This is a genomic window from Flammeovirga sp. MY04, assembly GCF_001682195.2.
GTDB lineage: Bacteria > Bacteroidota > Bacteroidia > Cytophagales > Flammeovirgaceae > Flammeovirga > Flammeovirga yaeyamensis.
In genome coordinates this window covers 312,306-333,522 of record NZ_CP003560.2, presented here as the reverse complement: position 1 = coordinate 333,522, position 21,217 = coordinate 312,306, and the positions used below count along the sequence as shown (strand labels likewise).

Annotated in this window: 19 protein-coding genes; 10 read left to right on the top strand and 9 right to left on the bottom strand. The window is 35.3% G+C overall.

Going from position 1 to position 21,217, the window contains the following annotated elements; all coding sequences use genetic code 11:
* Positions 1–71 precede the first annotated feature (71 nt).
* The 3 genes from prfB to MY04_RS01305 all read left to right on the top strand — a co-directional run bounded on the left by prfB (position 72) and on the right by MY04_RS01305 (position 3,539).
* Entirely contained in the window at positions 72–1,145 is a 1,074-nt protein-coding gene (gene prfB, locus MY04_RS01315; RefSeq protein ID WP_066205206.1) for a peptide chain release factor 2, read from the top strand.
* A 182-nt stretch (positions 1,146–1,327) separates the two neighbouring features.
* Positions 1,328–2,869: an L-piperidine-6-carboxylate dehydrogenase gene (gene amaB, locus MY04_RS01310; protein ID WP_066205202.1), complete on the top strand. Its 1,542-nt coding sequence runs from the start codon at positions 1,328–1,330 to the stop codon at positions 2,867–2,869.
* A gap of 259 nt (positions 2,870–3,128) precedes the next feature.
* Complete coding sequence (locus MY04_RS01305) at positions 3,129–3,539, top strand: response regulator (protein ID WP_066205201.1); 411 nt, start codon at positions 3,129–3,131, stop codon at positions 3,537–3,539.
* A gap of 159 nt (positions 3,540–3,698) precedes the next feature.
* On the opposite strand, the gene MY04_RS01300 is transcribed toward MY04_RS01305, so the two are convergent.
* The 4 genes from MY04_RS01300 to MY04_RS01285 form a co-directional block, all read right to left on the bottom strand.
* Positions 3,699–5,177 (bottom strand): hypothetical protein, encoded by a 1,479-nt coding sequence (locus MY04_RS01300; protein ID WP_066205200.1) that lies wholly within the window; start codon positions 5,175–5,177, stop codon positions 3,699–3,701.
* A 218-nt stretch (positions 5,178–5,395) separates the two neighbouring features.
* Complete coding sequence (locus tag MY04_RS01295; protein WP_066205198.1) at positions 5,396–5,956, bottom strand: anthranilate synthase component II; 561 nt, start codon at positions 5,954–5,956, stop codon at positions 5,396–5,398.
* A gap of 89 nt (positions 5,957–6,045) precedes the next feature.
* The gene (locus tag MY04_RS01290) at positions 6,046–6,606 is read right to left on the bottom strand and encodes a CvpA family protein (protein ID WP_066205196.1); all 561 of its coding nucleotides are present in this window, start codon (positions 6,604–6,606) and stop codon (positions 6,046–6,048) included.
* Between the two features lie 68 nt (positions 6,607–6,674).
* Positions 6,675–7,124 carry a GatB/YqeY domain-containing protein gene (locus MY04_RS01285; protein ID WP_066205194.1) on the bottom strand — a complete coding sequence of 150 codons (450 nt, stop codon included), beginning with the start codon at positions 7,122–7,124 and terminating at the stop codon, positions 6,675–6,677.
* 240 nt (positions 7,125–7,364) lie between these two features.
* Here MY04_RS01285 and MY04_RS01280 point away from each other — a divergent pair, with 240 nt between their 5' ends.
* From MY04_RS01280 to MY04_RS01260, 5 genes are all read left to right on the top strand, one after another.
* Positions 7,365–8,078: a pyridoxine 5'-phosphate synthase gene (locus MY04_RS01280; RefSeq protein WP_066205189.1), complete on the top strand. Its 714-nt coding sequence runs from the start codon at positions 7,365–7,367 to the stop codon at positions 8,076–8,078.
* Positions 8,078–8,677, top strand: a complete 600-nt coding sequence (locus MY04_RS01275; RefSeq protein WP_066205187.1) for a hypothetical protein — start codon at positions 8,078–8,080, stop codon at positions 8,675–8,677. Before MY04_RS01280 ends, MY04_RS01275 begins: the two co-directional genes overlap by 1 nt.
* A gap of 48 nt (positions 8,678–8,725) precedes the next feature.
* Positions 8,726–10,192 carry a trypsin-like peptidase domain-containing protein gene (locus MY04_RS01270; protein WP_066205184.1) on the top strand — a complete coding sequence of 489 codons (1,467 nt, stop codon included), beginning with the start codon at positions 8,726–8,728 and terminating at the stop codon, positions 10,190–10,192.
* A 27-nt stretch (positions 10,193–10,219) separates the two neighbouring features.
* The gene (trxB, locus tag MY04_RS01265) at positions 10,220–11,152 is read left to right on the top strand and encodes a thioredoxin-disulfide reductase (protein ID WP_066205181.1); all 933 of its coding nucleotides are present in this window, start codon (positions 10,220–10,222) and stop codon (positions 11,150–11,152) included.
* A gap of 243 nt (positions 11,153–11,395) precedes the next feature.
* On the top strand, positions 11,396–12,436 hold the full coding sequence (locus tag MY04_RS01260; RefSeq protein WP_158297510.1) for a peptidoglycan DD-metalloendopeptidase family protein: 1,041 nt from the start codon (positions 11,396–11,398) through the stop codon (positions 12,434–12,436).
* A 54-nt stretch (positions 12,437–12,490) separates the two neighbouring features.
* Here MY04_RS01260 and MY04_RS01255 read toward each other — a convergent pair whose 3' ends face one another.
* The 5 genes from MY04_RS01255 to MY04_RS01235 all read right to left on the bottom strand — a co-directional run bounded on the left by MY04_RS01255 (position 12,491) and on the right by MY04_RS01235 (position 18,463).
* Complete coding sequence (locus tag MY04_RS01255; RefSeq protein ID WP_066205176.1) at positions 12,491–13,396, bottom strand: Ppx/GppA phosphatase family protein; 906 nt, start codon at positions 13,394–13,396, stop codon at positions 12,491–12,493.
* A 276-nt stretch (positions 13,397–13,672) separates the two neighbouring features.
* Positions 13,673–14,983, bottom strand: coding sequence for an ammonium transporter (locus MY04_RS01250; protein ID WP_066205174.1), 1,311 nt, complete (start codon positions 14,981–14,983; stop codon positions 13,673–13,675).
* Between the two features lie 318 nt (positions 14,984–15,301).
* Positions 15,302–15,943 (bottom strand): pyridoxamine 5'-phosphate oxidase, encoded by a 642-nt coding sequence (pdxH, locus tag MY04_RS01245; protein ID WP_066205172.1) that lies wholly within the window; start codon positions 15,941–15,943, stop codon positions 15,302–15,304.
* Between the two features lie 7 nt (positions 15,944–15,950).
* The gene (locus tag MY04_RS01240; protein WP_066205169.1) at positions 15,951–17,552 is read right to left on the bottom strand and encodes an NAD(P)/FAD-dependent oxidoreductase; all 1,602 of its coding nucleotides are present in this window, start codon (positions 17,550–17,552) and stop codon (positions 15,951–15,953) included.
* Between the two features lie 140 nt (positions 17,553–17,692).
* Entirely contained in the window at positions 17,693–18,463 is a 771-nt protein-coding gene (locus MY04_RS01235) for a hypothetical protein (protein ID WP_066205166.1), read from the bottom strand.
* A gap of 213 nt (positions 18,464–18,676) precedes the next feature.
* On the opposite strand from MY04_RS01235, the gene MY04_RS01230 reads away from it, so the two are divergent.
* Positions 18,677–19,840, top strand: coding sequence for a glycosyltransferase (locus MY04_RS01230; RefSeq protein WP_066205163.1), 1,164 nt, complete (start codon positions 18,677–18,679; stop codon positions 19,838–19,840).
* Positions 19,837–21,096: a glycosyltransferase family 4 protein gene (locus tag MY04_RS01225; RefSeq protein WP_066205160.1), complete on the top strand. Its 1,260-nt coding sequence runs from the start codon at positions 19,837–19,839 to the stop codon at positions 21,094–21,096. The genes MY04_RS01230 and MY04_RS01225 overlap by 4 nt, the downstream gene beginning before the upstream one ends.
* Positions 21,097–21,217: the final 121 nt, after the last annotated feature.

Genomic DNA, 21,217 nt, shown 5'->3' with positions numbered 1-21,217 from the left:
AAAAAAATCTCCTATATTTGATTTTTTAAATGACAAATACACTTGCCCATCGGCAGTTTTATATATAAAATATGAATTCAGCGCAGCTTAAAGAACTTATCGGGAGAGTCAACGACTTGGAAAGATATCTTGATATTGAGAATAAAAAATCAGAAATAGAGGAGAAGGAAAAGGTGACAACTGCCGCAGGTTTTTGGGACGATCCAAAGGCAGCTGAGGTCGTATTGAAAGAAATTAAAGGCTTGAAATCTTGGGTAGTTAAATTCGAAGAAATCAAAGGTATGACAGAAGATCTGGAAACCTTGTTTGAGTTTTTCGAAGCTGGAGATGTCGATCAAGAGGAGTTGGATGCTGAAGGTTTAAAAACTGAGGAAGCTATTGAAGCTTTGGAAGTAAAGAAAATGCTGGATGCCGAAGAAGACGGTCTTTCTGCCATTATGGAAATCAACTCTGGAGCAGGTGGTACCGAATCAAACGATTGGGTAGAAATGCTTTTCCGTATGTATAAAATGTGGGGAGAATCGAATGGTTACAAGGTAAAAACAGTCAACATCCACGAAGGAGAAGTTGTTGGTATGAAACAAGCAACTTTGGAATTTGATGGAGATTTCGCTTACGGTTATCTTAAATCCGAAATTGGTGTACACCGTATGGTTCGTTTGAGTCCGTTTGATTCAAGTGGAAAAAGACACACTACATTTGGATCTGTTTTCGTCTATCCTATCGTAGATGATTCTATCTCTATTGAAGTCAACCCAGCTGATATCACTTGGGAAACATTCCGTTCTGGTGGTGCTGGTGGACAAAATGTAAACAAGGTAGAGACTGCCGTTCGTTTACGACACACTTCTGGTATTATCGTTGAATGTCAGCAAGAACGTTCTCAATTACAGAACAAGGAGAAGGCGATCAAAATGTTGAAATCGAGGTTATATCAACAAGAAGTAGAAAAGAGAAATGCAGAAAGAGCAAAAGTGGAAAGTTCTAAGAAACGTGTGGACTTCGGTTCTCAGATTAGAAACTACACAATGCATCCATATAAATTAGTAAAAGATATTAGAACAGCTGTTGAGAAAACAGATGTACAAAAGGTATTGGACGGAGATTTAAATGACTTCATCAAAGCGTATTTAATGATGAACTAGTTAGATTTTTTAGGGAGAAATTCATCCCTTCTATCCTGCATCAAATGGCTTTTTGATAAAAATTAGTGAGATTTTCCATAAGTCTCACTTTTTTTATACAACTTTACAGCAAGCATATAAACAGGAGATGGAGGTCACATTACCCTATCTCAAGTTATAAACACATACATAACTATAACACCATGAACATCACTCTTGATTTTTTAAAAGAATTAGGAATTGAAAAACGTAACCCTGCCTTTTCTACAGGTAGAGTTTTTGCCGAGTTAGATTCAAAAAGAGAGACTCGTAAGATCTATTCACCTACCGACGGACAATTGATTGCTGAGGTTGAAATGGCCGATCAATCAGATTTGGAACACATTGTTCAAACTGCTCAAGCTGCATTCGAAAGCTGGAAGGTTTTACCGGCACCAAAACGTGGAGAAATTGTTCGTCAGATTGGGGAAGAATTAAGAAAATACAAAGAGCCTCTAGGTAAGCTTGTTACCTACGAAATGGGTAAGATCTACCAAGAAGGATTGGGTGAGGTACAAGAAATGATCGATATCTGTGATTTTGCTGTTGGGCAATCTAGACAATTGTATGGACTAGAAATGAAGTCTGAAAGACAAGACCACAGAATGTTTGAGCAATGGCACCCGCTTGGGTTAGTAGGAATTATTTCTGCTTTCAACTTCCCTGTTGCCGTTTGGTCATGGAACTCAATGATTGCAGCTATAGGTGGCAATGTTTGTATTTGGAAACCTTCTGAAAAAACACCACTTACCGCTATTGCTTGTCAGCATATCCTACAAGATGTGCTAAAAAACAACGACCTCCCAGAAGGTCTATTTAGCTACATTATTGGTGATGCAGAAATTGGTGCTTCTATGTCGCACGACTCACGCTTTCCTCTTGTCTCTGCTACAGGGTCGACAAGAATGGGTAAGAAAGTAGGTGCTGCAGTGGGTGCTCGTTTGGGTAAATCACTTTTAGAATTAGGCGGAAATAATGCTTTAATCATCACAGAGAATGCTAACATTGAAATGGCTATTCGTGCTACTGTATTTGGTGCAGTAGGAACATGTGGTCAGAGATGTACTTCCACTCGTCGTTTGATTGTACATGATGCGGTTTATGATCAAGTAAAAGAGCGTTTATTAAAAATATATCCATCACTATCTATCGGACACCCTTTAGATGAGTCAAAATTAGTTGGGCCGCTAATTGATGAAGACGCAGTCACAGCTTTCAAAAATGCAATTGAGAAAGCAAAAGCAGAAGGAGGAAATCTTTTAATTGGCGGAACATCTTATGCACAAGATGGCTTATCGAACAATTATGTTCACCCTGCTATCGTTGAAGCTTCTAACGATTTTGAGATCGTACAAGAAGAGACATTCGCTCCTATCCTATATTTAATCAAATACTCAGGAGAAATTGAAAATGCTATTTCTATCCAGAATAATGTAAAACAAGGGTTGTCTTCAGCGGTCTTTACCAATCATTTATTGGAATCAGAAGCCTTTTTGAGTGCAGCTGGCTCTGACTGTGGTATTGCCAATGTCAACATTGGTACTTCGGGAGCTGAGATTGGAGGAGCCTTTGGCGGTGAAAAAGAAACTGGTGGCGGCAGAGAGTCGGGATCAGATGCTTGGAAAGCTTACATGAGAAGACAAACAAATACTGTCAACTATGGTAAAGTGTTACCACTAGCTCAAGGTATTAAATTTGACCTCTAGACTACATAAAAGCGTACAATTAAACATGTAATTCAAATTCAACTGTTGATTGTACGCTTAATTTTTCCAACTTTGTAATTCAACCTTACATCAAAATCAATATACAACTTGTTATTTTTATGACAAATCCTTTGTTGTTCGAGAGTGTTTAGTTATATTGATTAAAGATTAAATGCTGAATAGCAAGTATTTGCTTGCTCATACAAGTAGGTAAACATGTTTCATTAACTCTTATTCCCTATAGCTTTACTTTTACCAGATGGCTCAAAAAAAATATTACTCAGTTATGTTGATTGACGATAATGAGATTGACAATCTTATTAATCAGAAAATGATTGAGGCTTCAAAAATTAGCGATAACATATTTATACATTCAGGTGCAAAAAGTGCTATTGAGTTTTTGCGTAATATCGAAAAGCTTGGTGATGTAGCTGATCAAATTTTGCCCGAATTAATATTCTTGGATATTGATATGCCTCTAATGGATGGTTTCCAGTTTCTAGACCTCTTCAATCAATTGGAAGAAAAAACAAAAGAAAAATGTAAGATTATAATGCTTACATCTTCAATCAACCCTCAAGATATCAGTAGATCTCAGAACTACAGTTATGTAAAGAAATATGTCAATAAACCTCTTACTCAGAAGAATTTGAGTGGATTGGAGGTTTAATAATACATATCATTTATATAGAAAGAGGTTATTACATATTTTAATGTGACAACCTCTTTCTTGTTTACGAAATCTAAATGACATTTTTTATATGTCATATAAAATAAAAATGGTTGTCCATATTTAAATGAACAACCATTTTTTTCTATTTGAGAAATCTTAATTTTCCATTTCCCCGCTCACCAATCGAATAAATCGATCATCCATTCGGATGGTTCGTGTTGGAGCAAATATATATGGTGACTTTATCTGTGTATATCGAGTAATAATGTTCGACACCTTAGACATTTTATCTCTTTTTGCTTCTGACATTCCCGTTTTTAGCATCTTAAGGAAAAGTGTAATCGAAGGACAACTTTCCTTACCCATCAAACGGATTTGTCTTTGTATGCTATTGGCTAACTGATTAAACAATTCAAAATCGCGAATACACACATATTGTAATGCGAGTAAACATTTCACCTCTAAGAATGCATGAGGGTATTTCTTCAAGCTTATTTCGTTCAATAAGTTATTTAAGAACCTTGCAGCTTCATCAAATTCTCCGGAGTAGTAAGCTGATATCGCTCTGTAAACGATATAAGAAACATAGTTCGGTATATCATTTATGTCTGGTTCAAAATCATCAAACGTAATCTTGTTTTGCTCAAACAGTTCTCCTTGAGTTTCTGTTTGCAAAGCACGTTGCATCTTTGTTTGAAGGAATTGTGATGGGAAAGTATACTGACCACTATGCATTAATAAGGCTTGTACATCTTCATTTACTGCATCAAAATATTTACTTGCCTTTCTGAATACGCCATAGTGAGTATAGTATTCTAATTTCAGGAATTGGAATACATTATTCATATGATAGTAAATAGAATCCATATGGTATTGATCAAAAATTTGATCGATCTTATGGAAAATATCTTCTATTGGTTCTTCCTCATCTACATGATTAACGGCATTAATAGCCACCTGTCGCTCATCTTCGATAAATAAACGGTGAAAGATGCTCATACAGCTTTGATACACAAAAGGTCTGTGCGACTCATAAAGCTTACAAGTATTCTTTATCTCTTGATGTAAGAGATCCAAACCCATTTTATCTGCCTCATCACCTGTAAAAGCGTACACTCCAAACTTTTTAAAGTAATCGGCTAAGATATCTTCTATTTTATCAACAGCTAACATATACGCAACATGCTTGTTGTATAACTGAGAATAATTGAAGAAATCTGGGGAATTTATATGAAGGCGTTTTAATGCTTTGTATACAACCGTTAATTCGTTGGATAAATCATAATCTAGTAATTCCTTCTCCAACTTTTTTAAAGTAACTATTGAGATTGCTCGCTTCTTTGTAAAAACCATCTCATGAATATTGGCTACTTTCTTTAACAAATCAGCCCTTGGACTTTCCATTTGTTGAAGTAAGTAATCCTCAATCTTTTGATTAAGACGAGATCGCAAAGTATAGTAAGCGTTAGTATTCACATCCAACTCATTCATTATCTGTTGATCGGATGCTTTTTTCTCCCTCATCGAAGAAAGTAAATATGCTGACTTATCAGCATTACTATCTACCAGACTAGTTCTGATAGACTCATAATCTTTTTCTGATAATTGTTTAACAATATGCTTTAGCCTCGCCATAAAAGTTATTTGAGTGCTTTATTTTTTTCAATTTCAAAGTGCCTTGAAAAGATGATGTCATAGTTGAGCTATAAAGAAATATTTCTAAGGCAAAGAATAACCGATTTAAGTATCAAAATTATTCACTATAAATATAAGCATAGATTTAGAATAATCTTATGTACTTTAATAGGTCTTTTTTGGACAATTTAGGAAAAATGATAAAAAAAGGTAATTTTCTACCAAGAACTTATCCAATTTTTCAAAATGTCTAGTCCGAATTCAGTTAAAATCGCTTCTGGGTGAAACTGAACACCATAGATGGGTAAGTGCTTATGTTGAATCGCCATTACTTCATTTTGCTGGGATTGTGCGATCACTTCAACTTCCTCAGGTAAGTGATCTAAAATTAAAGAGTGATACCTCACTACAGTAAGTTCTTCAGGTATTCTATCAAATACTATAGTCGATGTATCACAGCTTATTCTAGACATTTTCCCGTGCATGGGCTTTAGTGCTTTATGCACTTGCCCTCCAAAAAACTCCCCTATTGCTTGGTGCCCCAAACAAATACCCAAGATTGGGTGTGTTTTATGGTAATGTTTAATCACCTCCATCATATTCCCCGCTTTATCTGGGGTCTCTGGACCTGGAGAAAGTACCACCGCCTCATATTTATAAGGAGTAATTTCATCCAAAGGAGTATCATTTCTTACAACTTCTACTTTTTTACCTAATTGTGTAAAATAATCTACAAGGTTGTAAGTAAATGAATCGAAATTATCTAATAATAAAATCATCGTTGGTGATTAATGGAAACATACAATAAATGGCTTTCCGAGAAAAGCCATGCAAAAATAAAAAAGGGAAGCATTATCCCTCCCTTTTTTTATAAATTTTGTTCAAATAATTCGTGAATTTCTTTACTGTACCGTTTCATGCTTGGCATTATGGTACCTCCTGCATCTAAAACCCAATCATTTAAGTCTAACAATTTAGGGTAAACTACAGAATCTTCCGTGACATCTTTTGGTAAACCTAATCCCGCAGAATTAAACAAACCCAAGATTACTGATAATGACAAGGCATACTTAAAACCACCTAATAATAAAGCGGCGACATTGTCCAAGTCGTCCAGTACAGAATAATCGATTTTGTTCTGTAACCACTTCCCTAATAAGTTAAGGGCCATAGTTCCACCGAAGAAAAGCACAACATAAGCAAAAAACACTGTTGATTTTGGTGTCTCAAAGTAAGATTTTGATGAAGAAAAAGCTCCTGCCACTCCAAAAAATATCAGAGAAGCACCAATGATGAATACCACTGTCGAAATAATTTCTAATAAAAATCCCCTTCTAAAACCTTTATAGGCTCCATAAACAATCGTGCCGAGTAAAAAAATATCGGTTACTCTTATGTATGAAGTCAAAAAACCTAAATTTTGCTCCACTTTTTTATGCTTTAGTTTTACGAATTATACAAGATATATTTTAAACCTGAATTGGTTAATTATCAAAGTTATGATAAAGCTGCTTTCACTTTAGCAGAAACTACTTTCATATCAGCTACACCTGCAAACTTTTTGTTTGCCGCTCCCATTACTTTACCCATATCTTTCGGTGAAGTGGCACCTACTGCTGCTACTAATTCTTTTACAGCCGCCTCTACTTCTTCCTCTGACATTTGTTGTGGCAAATACGATTCTATCACTTTCAATTCAGCCAATTCTACTTCAGCCAAATCTTCTCTTCCACCCGATTTGTAGGTATCGGCAGATTCTCTTCTTTGTTTTGCCTCTTTCATTAATAGTTTCAACTCTTGCTCTTCAGTTAAAACAGTACCTACTCCCTCTGCAGTTTCTGCAAGTTGTATTTTTGCTTTTAGTTGTTTTAAAGTACCCAATGTGGCCTTGTCTTTTGCCTTCATTGCCGCCTTCATAGCGTCTTGAATTTTGTCTTTTAAGCTCATTTTCTATTACGTTTATTTTTTGTCTTAATCTTATTTTGACACAAAAATAACAACTTATGTTACGTTTGCTATGAATATACATAAATCATTAAAAATTCCTATTGACTTCAATGAATAATATGCATTGTGATATCAAAAACTAGATTTATTTAATTTTCATGCATGAAAAAATCAAAAATTTGAGATCAACAAAGAACTATTGCATACTTTTGTGTTATCAATAATAAAAAGAGGAAAATTATGACACGCTTAAGTGTAAATGTAAATAAGATTGCCACTATTAGAAACGCTAGAGGAGGCAACAACCCTAACTTGGAACAAGTAGCAAAAGATGTGGAAAGATTTGGTGCTGAAGGAATTACTATTCACCCTAGACCAGACGAAAGACACATTACAAGAAAAGATACGTACGACCTTAAGAATGTAGTAACAACGGAATATAATATTGAAGGAAATCCTGAGCCTCGCTTTATGGAGCTAGTACTTGATGTTGTCCCAGAACAAGCCACTTTGGTTCCTGATGCAGACGACGCCATTACTTCTAATGCTGGATGGGATACCATTACACATAAAGAGTTCTTGACAAAAGTAACTGCCGACTTAAAAGACAAAGGTATTCGTGTTTCTATTTTTGTAGATCCTGATCCTAAAATGGTTGAAGGCGCTGCTGCATGTGGTGCTGACAGAGTAGAGTTATATACGGAACCTTATGCGGCAAACTTCCATAACGATAAAGAAAAAGCCATTGCACCTTATCAAGAAGCAGCAAAGAAAGCGGTTGAACTTGGTTTGGGTTTAAATGCTGGACATGATTTGGATTTAGACAATTTGGCTTATTTCCATCAAAATATCGAAGGTCTAGATGAAGTATCTATTGGACATGCATTGGTTTGCGATGCTTTATACTACGGTCTTGAAAATACTATTCAACTTTACTTAAAACAATTAAAGTAATGCGTTGGGAAAACATCATAGCGGATGCAAAGCATTTGAGTGATGATGAAGAAAGTGTGCTTCAGTTAATAGAAATGGGGCACACTTTCCCTTTAAGAGGGATTCATGTTTCTCCTTATTGGGTAAAAAAAGCCGCAAGAGATTTAGAAAATGATGACACTCTAATTTATACCACTATCGGTAGTGAAGAAGGATCTTCCCTAACTCAGGTAAAACTTTTTGAACTGGAACAAGCCATCAAACAAGGCGCTTTTGATATTGGTGTACATTTAAACATGAGTGCTTTTAGAAGTAATATTCAATGGTGTAAAATTGAATTTTTACAACTCTCTAACACGGCACATGAAAAAGAAAAATGCATCAGTTTGTCAGTTCCTTCTAAAATCTTCGACCAAAAAGAAGCTGATCAGATTTCAGCATTGATCAAACAAAATGGTGTGGACGGCATCACTTTATCAGAAGACAATATCAATTATCTTCCTACTTTCGAGAAGCTGGATATTGAAATCAAATTAAAGACAAATAATCTAACAAAGTTTCAGCATTTGTTACAACAAAATGAGACAGCTTTAATGCTTCCTTATGTCAATCTGTCATAAATTTTCAAAAGGCATTTTTATTGTAAAAAAGAACTGAAAAAATTTGACATGAAAAAAACACTTCTTACCATTATCATTAGTGTTTTAAGTGGTTTATCGGGTGCATTTTTATACATAGAATTTTTACAGCCCCAACCAACTGAAAACAACTTCGCTTTCGCTTCCAACACAGAAGCTGATCAACCTGTTATATCTTCTTCCAAAAGTGTATTTCCAAGAGACATTAATGCTGATCAATTGGAATTATCTGCTTTTGCAGACGCAGCAGAAGTAAGCACACAATCCGTAGTTTACATTGTTACCTACATTAAAGGGTATTCCAATAGAAAATCTTGGATGGAATTGTTCTTTGGTCCACAAGGGCGTCAGAATAATTCTAGAATGGCCATGGGATCGGGCTCTGGTGTCATCTTCACAAAAGATGGATACATTGTCACGAACAATCACGTGGTGAAAGGAGCCGATAAAATTGAAGTGATTTATAATAAAAGATCTTATGAAGCGAAATTAATCGGTATAGATCCATCTACTGATATCGCTTTACTTAAAATTGATAAAGAGGATCTTCCTGCTATTCAAATCGCCTCATCCAAAGCGGTAAGAGTGGGTGATTGGGTATTAGCAGTAGGTAATCCATTTAACTTGACAAGTACCGTAACTGCTGGTATCGTAAGTGCAAAAGGTAGAAAAATTGGGATTATGAATGATGTCTTCCCTATTGAATCTTTTATACAAACCGACGCAGCAATTAACCCTGGTAACAGTGGTGGTGCTTTAGTAAACCTTCATGGTGATTTAGTGGGGATTAATACTGCTATTTTATCAAAAACTGGAAGTTATGCTGGTTATGGTTTTGCCGTACCTTCTGATATTGTTGCCAAAGTGGTGAATGACTTAAAGAAATATGGTGAAGTTCAGAAAGCATTCCTTGGGGCAAGCATCAAAGAGGTGGACGAAAAAATTGCTGAGAAGCTTCAGTTAAAAACTATTGAAGGGGTGGTTATCACCAAAATTGAAGGAGGAGCAGCTGAGAAAAATAAATTAGAAGTTGGGGATGTTATCATCTCAATTGACAACTTCCCTATTGATTCCGAAGCGGCTTATGATGAACAGTTAAGCTACTATGTCCCTGGAGATAAGATTAGTTTAACCATCAAAAGAGAAAATAAAGAAATAGAAAAAACAGTTGTTTTAACAAATATTGATGGTACAACTGAAATTTCTGAGAAGAATGTGTACGACGCCAAAGAAATTGGTGCTAAATTTACGCCGCTCTCAAAAATAGAACAATCCAAGCTTGGTTTATCAAACGGTATTAAAATCGAAGAAGTAGCCAATGGAGGATTAATTTCAGAGATGGGCTTGAAAAAAGGGATGATCTTGGTATCAATTAATCGATACCCATTGGAGAACCCTAAAGATTTTTCAAAAATAGTATCTCGAATTCGTGGTCGAGTGATCTTAGAAGTTGTCAAACAAGATCGATCACACAGATACTTTAGTTATTATTTCTAGAATTAAAGATTTTATAAAAAATACATCATGGAACACGTAAAAACCCTAATTGTAGGTTCAGGACCTGCAGGCTACACAGCTGCAATTTATGCTTCAAGAGCGAACCTTAAACCACTTTTATACCAAGGCCCACAGCCTGGTGGTCAGTTAACTATTACTAACGATGTTGAGAACTTCCCTGGTTACCCTAAAGGAATCATGGGCCCTCAAATGATGATGGAACTTCAAGCGCAAGCAGAACGTTTCGGAACAGATATCAGAACTGGTTTAGTAACTGGTGTGAAGTTTAACGAAAATGGTCCTCACGTAGCGACTATCGATGAGAAAACTGAAATCTCTGCAGATACAGTAATTATTTCTACTGGTGCTTCTGCTAAATGGTTAGGTTTAGAGTCTGAAACTCGTTTGAACGGACAAGGTGTTTCCGCATGTGCAGTATGTGATGGTTTCTTCTACAGAGGTCAAGAAGTGGCTGTAGTTGGTGCTGGCGACTCAGCAGCTGAAGAAGCACACTACTTATCGAACTTATGTTCTAAAGTACATATGATTGTTAGACGTGACGAAATGAGAGCGTCGAAAATCATGCAAGATCGTGTGATCAAAAAAGAAAACATCGAGATTCACTGGAACAGCGAAACTCAAGAAGTTTTAGGTGATGACGTTGTAAACGGTGTTAGAATCATTAATAATAAAACACAAGAAACTACTGACCTTCCTGTTACTGGTTTCTTCGTAGCTATTGGTCATAAACCTAACACTGACATTTTCAAGGGTCAGTTAGATATGGACGATGCAGGTTACTTGATTACTCAGCCGGATAGCACAAAAACAAACATTAAAGGTGTTTTTGCTGCAGGTGATGTTCAAGATACGATTTACAGACAAGCAGTTACTGCTGCAGGTACTGGATGTATGGCCGCTTTGGAGGCAGAACGTTACCTTACAGAATTAGAAGACTAAATCACTTAGTTGATTCAAAATACAAGACTCATCTCTTCGGGGATGGGTCTTTTTTCATTCAAATGGCTTATCCGTACAATTTGTTTTCAAAAATAACGTTAACCAAGAAAAATATTAAAAGTAAATGATTGTCTTTTAGTTCATTATTTTTTAACCTTGTAAATTAGAAATTAAACAGATAGACAAGCTTCAACATTGTAGCTAAGTGTATATAAATAGATTATGTATTATACTTTTTGTAACGTGAGACCAAAAATCTCACAAGTACTTTTTTTAGCAACCATAGGTTTATTTTTATCTTCAGCATCTTTTGGTCAAGGTTTTATCAAAAAGCTATTCAAGAAAAAAGATAAAACCGAGGTTCAAACTGCTACTATTGAAAAAGAAACTGTTGTTGAGGAAATCGCATCTACTCCTTTCTTATTAAGTAATGGAGAAATAGATTGTGCAGAAACTCAACTAAAGGAAGATCTCCCTACTCCTTATCAAAGAGAAAATTTAAACGAGAAAGAAACTTGTCCGGATCTAGTAGAAATACTTCCAGAGAAATTTGTTGACGCTGCCTACATTAATGGTTTCGACTATTATAAAGCTTGGGACAACTATAACGTTAATCCGTACAACATCTCACATAAAGTTTTGAGCGATTCTGTTCGCTTACACCTTTATGATAGTGCTGATGCTGCTACGGCTTGGGCTTATCCTTTAGACAAACCAATGAGAGTGACTTCTAAATATGGTTTTAGAAGATGGAGGTTCCACCATGGTGTAGATGTAAAGGTTGCTATCGGCGATTCTATCCGTTCAATGTTTGATGGTGTTGTTCGTATTGCTAAGTATAACAGAAGAGGATATGGTTACTATGTAATGGTTCGTCATAAAAACGGTTTAGAAACTCTTTATGGACACATGAGCCGCTATATTGTAAAGGCTGGCCAGGAAGTAAAAGCAGGTGAAGTGATTGGACTTGGAGGAAATACAGGTAGAAGTACAGGACCACACCTTCACTTCGAAATCAGATACCAAGGTTATGGCTTTAATCCGACCGATATGGTTGATTTTGCAGAGCATAAAATCGAGATCCCATCAGAATTTGATCTTACTGCAAAGAACTATGAATTACTTATTGAGTCGAAGAAAAGTGTTTATCACAGAATTCGCCCAGGAGATTCTCTTTGGAAAATCAGTAGAAAATATGGTACATCCATTACAAAAATATGTCGCTTAAACGGAATGTCTAAAAGAACTACTCTTAGAGTAGGTAGGACCATACGTGTGAGATAAATAAAAAAACCTTTCAATTTAAATTGAAAGGTTTTTTTATGCCTTTTACTTTTCTCAGTCCATTGCTTTATATCCTCTTTTGTTCATCAAATAATGAAGGATACCATCTTTTAAGCCTACTCCTGGAACAATAATCTTTTCTGATCCTGCAATTTTCATCACATTAGTATAAATCTTTGAAGCAGGAATGATGACATCGGCTCTGTCATCATTTAACCTTAATTTTTTGATTCTTTCTTCAAGAGTAAACTCACTCAGCCAATCTTTCAACTTAAGTAATTCTTCTAGAGTTGTTGTTCTATCATCACTTTTCTTGTGTTTTGATAAATTAAACAACTTATTGATATTACCGCCAGTCCCTAAAGAAATCACCTCCTCATTAGGTAAAAAATAGGGTGCTGACTCTTTTTTATACCATTCTTCTATGTTATTAAATACAGCAGCAGCATCTTCTTTATCCAATTGTCGAACACTACCCATCTTGAAAGATTTTGAAGCTACTTTGGTATTATGCTTATAAAGGTTCAATTCTGTACTTCCACCTCCTACATCAATATGCAAAACATTCCCCATCGGAATATGTGGATCGAGTGCATAGGATATCATTTCAGCTTCTACTTTACCGTCGATGATATCGATTTTAAGACCATCCTTATAATACACTCTATCGACAATTTCTTTTCCATTTCTAGATTCCCTCATGGCAGATGTAGCACAAGCGATATAATCGTCCACATCAGTAAGATCAAAAAGAGTAGAGAAAACTCTCATTAGTTTGACAAACTTTTCTTCTGTTGGACGAAGAATTTTACCAGTTTTAAATACATCTGTTCCTAGTCGAAGAGGAAAGCGCATATATTCAATTTTCTTAAATACAGTTTTTCCTGCTTTATCTTCATGGGTGGTCACCACTTGAAAACGGATCGCATTCGATCCTATATCTATAGATCCTAGTCTCAAAATATTAAGTGAAATTTATTGTAGTTATTTATTGTTCCTTTATCAAGGTTTTACCTTTTTCTAAACAAATCAAAAAAATGAGCTGCAATGTTTAGTTAAGTTGAAATATATAAAATATCAATGAGAGATTAAAGCTTGAAGGCTGACTTAACAAAGTGTGAGATGTTAAGCACAAAAAAAGAGGCACACTAAAATGTGCCTCCTTTGAACTATATCAACAAATAATAATACTTAGTCAATATAATGTATTGACAATCGTATCAATCAATTTCTTAATTAAATAGAGTCGAATGAACTTTCACCGTGGAAAGCCTCATCTATACCTTCTTTTTCTAGTTTGTCATCTACACGACCACCTTGTGTGATTAATGCAGTGATCTTAAAGATGATTGCAGAAGCAACACCAGAATAAATGATTGTTACTACAACTGCTTTTAACTGAACTAACACTTGACCAGCATTACCATATAAAGCACCTGCTGCACCGTTTACTTCAGGGTTAGCAAATACACCAGTTAATACTGCACCTACAATACCCACCAAACCATGGATACCGAATACATCTAGTGTATCATCATAACCTAATTTTTCTTTTAATTTGATTACACCCCAGAAACCAACTGCTCCAGAAACCAAACCAATAACTAATGCACCAGAAACATCAACATATCCAGATGCGGGAGTAATACCTACCAAACCGGAAATTACACCAGATGCTGAACCTAATAAAGTTGGTTTTTTCTCCATAGTTAACCATTCCATAAGCAACCAAGCCATACCACCTGCTGCTGCTGCAACGTTAGTAACCATCATAGCATTCGCTGCAATAAAGTCAGCTGCTAATTGAGAACCACCATTAAATCCGAACCATCCGAACCATAATAATGCTGAACCTAATACCATTAGTTTAATTGAAGAAGGCTTGTTTGACGTTTCATCTTTCGATAAACGCTTACCTAACATTAACGCTAAAACAAGTCCTGAAATACCTGCGTTAATGTGAATTACAGTACCACCAGCGAAATCTAATTCACCATCTTGACTTAGGAAACCACCTCCCCAAACCCAGTGGGCAATTGGAGAATAAACAAGGGCTACCCAAAGAATTGAGAAAATAATCCAAGTAGAGTATTTTACTCTTTCGATAATTGAACCACTTACAAGTGCAACTGCAATTGCTGCAAAAGTACCTTGGAACATGATAAATAAGATTCGAGGAATAGTACCTTCTACATCTGTAATTTTTACGTCTGCTAAAAGAAATGAAGTGAAATCTCCGATGTAAGCATTACCTTCTCCGAAGGCTAAGCTATAACCAATAATTACCCAAACTAGAGTACCTGTACAGAATGCAGTATAACTCATACCAATAGTATTCAATACTGTTTTTCTTTGTGCAAGACCTCCATAGAATAATGTTAAACCTGCAGGTGTCATTAGCATAACCAATGCCGTTGCAATTAACATCCAAGCAGTATCGCCAGTGTTAATAGTAGCTGCATCTGCAGAATAGCCTAATGTAGGCAAAAGGAGAACCGATAGTAATAACGCCACACTTTTAGCGTTGAAACTTTTTAATGAAATCATAATTTAAATAGGTGAGTTGTGTTAGTATTTTTCAATTTTACAGCACAAACTTATGAAGTTTTCAACATAAAGTCCAAATATTTAACTAATTAATATTCCTACTTAGGTTGTTTTTCAACCCAAATAATAGTTAACAATATGTTTTTAAACATAAATTAGGTTGATTTTTTACCATAAAAATCAATTTCAACCGATAATTACCAACAAATAGACTATTTCAACAACTAAACCTTTATTTTTATCAAAAATTTAAACTCGCCATCCATTTTCTAGCTTAAAAACAAAAAAGTCACCCATTTTCATGGATGACTTCCTTATTTATGGAGCAAGTCTTGATCTTTCCCAAATTCCTTGCTCATTTAATTCATATTGTATTCGATCGTGTAACCTCGAAGGTCTACCCTGCCAAAACTCTATTCTTGTTGGCTTCACTGCGAATCCTCCCCAATGTGGTGGTCGAGGAACTTTAGTGATAAACTTAGCTGCATATTTTGCGAAACGAGTAACAATCACATTTTTTGATGAAATCTTAGAACTTTGTTCCGAAGCCCATGCCCCTACTTTACTTTTATAGGGTCTTGATGCAAAGTAGGTATCCGAAACCTCTTCCGATACTTTCTCTACTGTTCCTTCTATACATACCTGCCTTTCCAGTTCGGGCCAAAAGAAGTTCATAGCTACTTTTTTTGTATCCTGAAGAGCTTGCCCTTTTCTACTGTTGTAATTGGTATAAAAAACAAAAGCATCGTCTTCCACTCCTTTTAATAGTACAGTTCTAGAAGAAATTGCTCCCTCCTTAGATACTGTTGCTACATTAACAGCAGTGGGTTCCATTACTTCTGCTTTAATAGCTTCTTCTAACCAAATTTCGAATTGTTGGATTGGCTGCTCTAAAACATCGGACTCTTCTAATGCTTTTTTAGAGTAATCTTGACGAATGTCTGCTATTTTAGATTTCATATATTTATTATTTTGATGCGGCATCTTTTACACCACAATACATTTCTGCAATTCTATTCGCACACAATTCACCGTCCATTGCAGCTGACGCAATACCGCCAGCATAACCTGCTCCTTCACCAGAAGGGAACAATCTTTTTAATTGTGTATGCTCACAAGTTTCCTTTTCTCTAGGAATTCTAACAGGAGACGATGTTCTACTTTCCACACCCACAATTTGTGCTTCGTTGGTTAAGTAACCTTTCATCTTTTTACCAAAATCTTTAAAACCAAATTTTAAACGATGGGCTAAAGCTTCTGGTAAAACCTCTCTCATGTCTACTGATAACAATCCAGGTTGATAAGATGTTTCGTTTAATTCTTGAGAAACTTTCCCTTGAACAAAATCAACCAATCTTTGTGCTGGAGCTACTTGAGTTCCTCCTGCAACCACACAGGCTTGCTTTTCTATAGCTGCTTGAAACTCCATGGCTGCCAATTCTCCATATTTTTCGATATATGGTGCGAATTCATCATCATCCACAGAAACAACAATTCCAGAATTAGAGAATTTTGAATCTCTTCGAGAAGGTGACATACCATTGACAACCACCTCACCCGGCGCTGTAGCTGAAGGTACAATAAATCCACCCGGGCACATACAGAAAGAGAACACTCCTTTTTTCTGTCCTTTGTACCCTACTTGAGAAACCAACGAATACGCTGCCGCAGGTAGGAATTCACCTCTATCTCTATCTTGCAAGTGATATTGCACCTTATCAATTAATCCTTGAGGATGTTCGATTCTCACACCTAAAGCAAATGGCTTTCTTTCAATTTGTATTTCCTTTTGATGCAATAACCTGAAAATATCTCTTGCTGAATGCCCTGTTGCTAATAATACTGCTTCCCCTTCGAATTTATCTCCATTTTGAGTAACAACTCCTTTTATCTCATCTTTATTTAAGATAAAATCAGTTACTCTGGTTTCGAAATGAACCTCTCCGCCAGCGTTTAAAACACTTTCTCTCATCTCAGCAATTACCTTTGGTAATTTATTGGTACCAATATGAGGATGAGCATCAATTAATATTTCTTCTGAAGCAGAGTGAGCAACAAAAATTTCACAGATTCTTCTAAAATCACCTCTCTTTTTAGATCGAGTATACAGCTTACCATCTGAATAGGTACCTGCACCACCTTCACCGAAGCAATAATTAGAATCTTCGTTGACTATGTTTTTCTTATTGATGTTAGCGAGATCTCTTCTCCTTTTCTGTACATCGTTACCTCTTTCAATAATGATAGGTTTGATACCTAGCTCTAGAAAACGAAGTGCAGCAAAAAGACCAGCAGGACCTGCGCCAACAATAATTACTCTTTTACTATTACTTACTTCTTGATAATCCTTCTTATAACTGATCGACAAAGAAGGTTTTTCGTTCACAAAGATTTCCGCTTGAACGTTCACCTTCACTTTTTGCTTACGTGCATCTACAGAACGACGCGTCATTCGAACAGTCACATCTTTCTCGTTTTGCAGCTTTTCTTTTCTAAGGACAAACGTTTTAAAGTTGTCATCATCAAAAGCTACATTTGGAGGCACTACGTATTGAGAAACTTTTTTCATGTAAAAGCGGATTTATTAATCATTTAAACGAAATGCAAAATTAGCTAATTCGCGTGAAGTTATGGATATGCAAAACATCATTAACAAAAAAAGCAGTCGAAATTTCGACTGCTTCTCTCATTATCAAAGGTAAACGTTAATTAGTTCACTTTTTCTGATAACTCTTGTACTTTATCGTAAGCATCTTTTTTACCTGCTTCGAAAGATTTTTTGTACAACTCTAAAGCTTCTTTATAAGTAGCTTTCTTTTTCTTTGGAGCTAATTTAGTTCTGTTTGCCGCTTCTTCTAAAGCTTCTGCTTGTGCATAGTAAGCATCTGCTTCAGTTTTCTTTGCTTGAACCATCAACTCTTGAATTCTATTTTTCTGAAGAGTAATTTCTTCATTATTTTTCTGAATTTGCACTTCTTGATCAGAAAGTTCTTTGGCTTGTAAATCAACTGTTTTGATTAACGCTTTATTTTCTGATTGTAAGTTAGCTACATTTTCCTTTAGCTTTTCGATCTCTTGAGATTTCTGATCCAACTGTTGTCTTAACTTTCTAATGGTATTAGCCAATGCACTGTTCTTCGCATTTGATTTTGCCAAGCTAGTTTCCATTTGCTCCATACGTTGCTCTGATTCTTTCATGTAAGCATCGATAGCACGGATTTTCTCTTCGTATGTTTTTCCTGAAATACCTTTCTCCATATCAATGTACAGAAGGTTTCTCGAGGCATCTATAGAGTCGATTAAAGCTCCTACTTCGTTTAATGTCTGAGCTGCCGCCTCTGCTCTTGCTAAATCTTCTTGAAGTTTTGCGTTCGTCTCCTTTAATTGTTCGTTTTCTTCTTTAATGCCACATGCACCAAAAACAAATGCTAACGCTACAATCAATAGAGCTTTAGTTTTTGTAAAATTCTTTAGCTTCATTTTTTCTCGTATTAGTATAATCTATTACTTCAGACTATGACAAATGTAAATTCTTTTATGTAACTATCAAAAATAGTCTCATTTTTTTCAAAACTTTAAAAATTTTCATCAAACACATGGAAACATTGATATTAAAAGGGAAATATCTATAAATTTGTACCGAAAACTATCATTTCTCCTGCTACTATTTTTTTAACTCAGGAGATTTTTCACATGGAGAAAAAGAAAATACTAAGGATTATTGCTCGACTAAACGTTGGAGGTCCTGCTATTCACACATCGATATTATCTGAACAATTCAAAAACAATGAATTCGATACACTTTTAGTTGCTGGAAAAGTACCAGACAATGAAGGAGATATGAGTTACATTGCTAAAGATCGAGGGGTTGAGGTAACTTATTTAAATACGTTACAAAGGGAATTATCTCCCTTTAATGATATTAAGTCTGTTCTAGAAATTAGAAAAATCATTAAGGAATATCAGCCTGATATTGTACATACTCATACTGCAAAAGCAGGATTTGTAGGTCGAGCTGCTGTTATTTTATCAAACTTTTTCTCAAGAAAAAAAATAAAATCAGTCCATACATTCCATGGTCATGTTTTTAATGGATATTTTTCACCTTTAAAAACAAAGGTTTTTCTATTAATAGAAAGAACACTAGCTAAGTTCACAGATGTAATCGTTACAATTACGGATAAACAACAAAAAGAGATTTTATCGTTGGGTATCGGAAAAGAAAGTCAACATCAAATGATTCCATTAGGGCTAGATTTAGAAAAATTTTACCATAATTCGGAAAAAAACTATCTTTTTGACCAATATAATATCAAGAAAGATATTAAATTAGTTGGCGTCATAGCTCGATTTACTCAAATAAAAAACCTTAAACTGTTTATTGATACTGCCAAAATAATCCTTAATACTCGGAACGATATCCACTTTTTTATGGTTGGAGACGGTGAGGACAGAAGTATTCTAGAAGATCATGTAAAAGAATTAAATCTAGAAAAAAATATCACTTTTACTGGTTTTTTAAAGGATCTTCCTGCTGTTTATTCAAGTTTGGATTTAGTTTTGCTTACTTCTAACAATGAAGGTTCCCCTGTTTCGATTATTGAAGCGATGACCAATGGTAAAGTTGTTGCTTCCACTGCTGTTGGGGGAGTACCTGATTTATTCACTGATTTTGGGAAAAAATATTTAGTAAATAAAAATGATGCTAATGCACTTGCTGTTGCGGCGTTAAGCCTACTCGGAGATACTTCTACTTACGAAAGATTTATCGAAGAACATCAAGACCCAACGTATAAAAAATATAATTACAGTCGACTCGTTTCTGATTTGACAAAAACTTATAAAGAATTAACATGAACCAATCCACATTATTGCTGAGCTTAACAATTGGTGCGATTATCTCCTTTATTATTACCAGAATACTTATAAAACAAGCTATCCGTTATAATATTGTAGATAAGCCACGTGCCGATCGTTTTCACACAAAAACCACAGCCTTAATGGGTGGCATTGCTATCGTAATGTCTTTTATTATAGGAGCTACACTTCTAGAAATTCTACCTCTATTATGGTCTTCAATAGCTGTATGTGGTATTACTCTTTCAATCTACTTATTATTTAACAATAAAAGGAGAAGAGCTATTGCGAGCTGTTTTATAACAGTATTACTTTGTACTGCTTCTATATTATATTTATATCCTGAGAATGTCGTAGAAAACCAATACGTTTGGTTATTTACAGGTGGACTTATCATTTTCTTCACTGGAGCATTTGATGACAAGTCTAAAGCAATGGAACCTAAAGTAAAATTGTTCTTCCAAATTGTAGCTGGCTCAATTGCTATTACTGTTGTTGGAAGTGCAGAATTTCTACCTCCAGTTTTAAGTCAACTTTTCACCTTCTTTTGGATTATCGGTGTAATTAACGCCCTTAATTTAATTGACAACATGAATGGTTTATCACCAGGAGTGGCTGCTTTAATTGCATTATCATTCGGTATTTTTGCCAATATTTATTTCAATAATGTTGAAGTTGCTGCGGTAAGTTTAATGCTCGCTGCTGTTCTAATCGGATTTCTACCAAACAACTTCCCTAATGCCCGTATTTTTATGGGAGACTCGGGTAGTATGTTTTTAGGATATATATTATCGATGATTGGTGTTTCTTTATCATGGCAAACACCAGAGATTAACATTGGTATCCTTACTCCTATTTTACTTATTTCATATCCAATATTTGATGTTACTTTTGTTACTATCAACAGAATTAGATCTGGAAGACCTATTTACGTAGGTGGTAAAGACCACTCTTCTCACTTATTAGTGAAGTATGGCTTATCTCCAAGAAATGCTGTATTATTAATCTATGCCCTTTGTACATTAACAGCATTTATTACCTATTATATCAATACATTGGATTTTGCTTACGCTAGCACAGCTTTAAGCGTGATTGTATTCACTTTTTCTATCTTAGGTTTGATGCTCACAAAATTGCATGATAAAGAATACATGAAAAAGAAAAGCGAAACGGTGATCGGACAAGAATCTGAAGACGTTACACGAATTACTTCGATTACTCCGAATGTTTCTAAGAAATATAGAAAAGTGGATTAGATTAGAAGATTCTACGAATAAAATACTTTTGAGAACACCCACGATTGAAATTGTGGGTGTTTTTTTATTGTTTGAATTAAACAAGACTATTGCATTGATGATGCACGTAGAGAAACAGTGC

Excerpts from the sequence above, each read along its gene's own strand:
- prfB (WP_066205206.1), top strand. The coding sequence starts at position 72 with ATGAATTCAGCGCAGCTTAAAGAACTTATCGGGAGAGTCAACGACTTG.
- amaB (WP_066205202.1), top strand. The coding sequence starts at position 1,328 with ATGAACATCACTCTTGATTTTTTAAAAGAATTAGGAATTGAAAAACGT.
- MY04_RS01305 (WP_066205201.1), top strand. The coding sequence starts at position 3,129 with ATGGCTCAAAAAAAATATTACTCAGTTATGTTGATTGACGATAATGAG.
- MY04_RS01300 (WP_066205200.1), bottom strand. The coding sequence starts at position 5,177 with ATGGCGAGGCTAAAGCATATTGTTAAACAATTATCAGAAAAAGATTAT.
- MY04_RS01295 (WP_066205198.1), bottom strand. The coding sequence starts at position 5,956 with ATGATTTTATTATTAGATAATTTCGATTCATTTACTTACAACCTTGTA.
- MY04_RS01285 (WP_066205194.1), bottom strand. The coding sequence starts at position 7,124 with ATGAGCTTAAAAGACAAAATTCAAGACGCTATGAAGGCGGCAATGAAG.
- MY04_RS01280 (WP_066205189.1), top strand. The coding sequence starts at position 7,365 with ATGACACGCTTAAGTGTAAATGTAAATAAGATTGCCACTATTAGAAAC.
- MY04_RS01275 (WP_066205187.1), top strand. The coding sequence starts at position 8,078 with ATGCGTTGGGAAAACATCATAGCGGATGCAAAGCATTTGAGTGATGAT.
- MY04_RS01270 (WP_066205184.1), top strand. The coding sequence starts at position 8,726 with ATGAAAAAAACACTTCTTACCATTATCATTAGTGTTTTAAGTGGTTTA.
- trxB (WP_066205181.1), top strand. The coding sequence starts at position 10,220 with ATGGAACACGTAAAAACCCTAATTGTAGGTTCAGGACCTGCAGGCTAC.
- MY04_RS01250 (WP_066205174.1), bottom strand. The coding sequence starts at position 14,983 with ATGATTTCATTAAAAAGTTTCAACGCTAAAAGTGTGGCGTTATTACTA.
- pdxH (WP_066205172.1), bottom strand. The coding sequence starts at position 15,943 with ATGAAATCTAAAATAGCAGACATTCGTCAAGATTACTCTAAAAAAGCA.
- MY04_RS01240 (WP_066205169.1), bottom strand. The coding sequence starts at position 17,552 with ATGAAAAAAGTTTCTCAATACGTAGTGCCTCCAAATGTAGCTTTTGAT.
- MY04_RS01235 (WP_066205166.1), bottom strand. The coding sequence starts at position 18,463 with ATGAAGCTAAAGAATTTTACAAAAACTAAAGCTCTATTGATTGTAGCG.
- MY04_RS01230 (WP_066205163.1), top strand. The coding sequence starts at position 18,677 with ATGGAGAAAAAGAAAATACTAAGGATTATTGCTCGACTAAACGTTGGA.
- MY04_RS01225 (WP_066205160.1), top strand. The coding sequence starts at position 19,837 with ATGAACCAATCCACATTATTGCTGAGCTTAACAATTGGTGCGATTATC.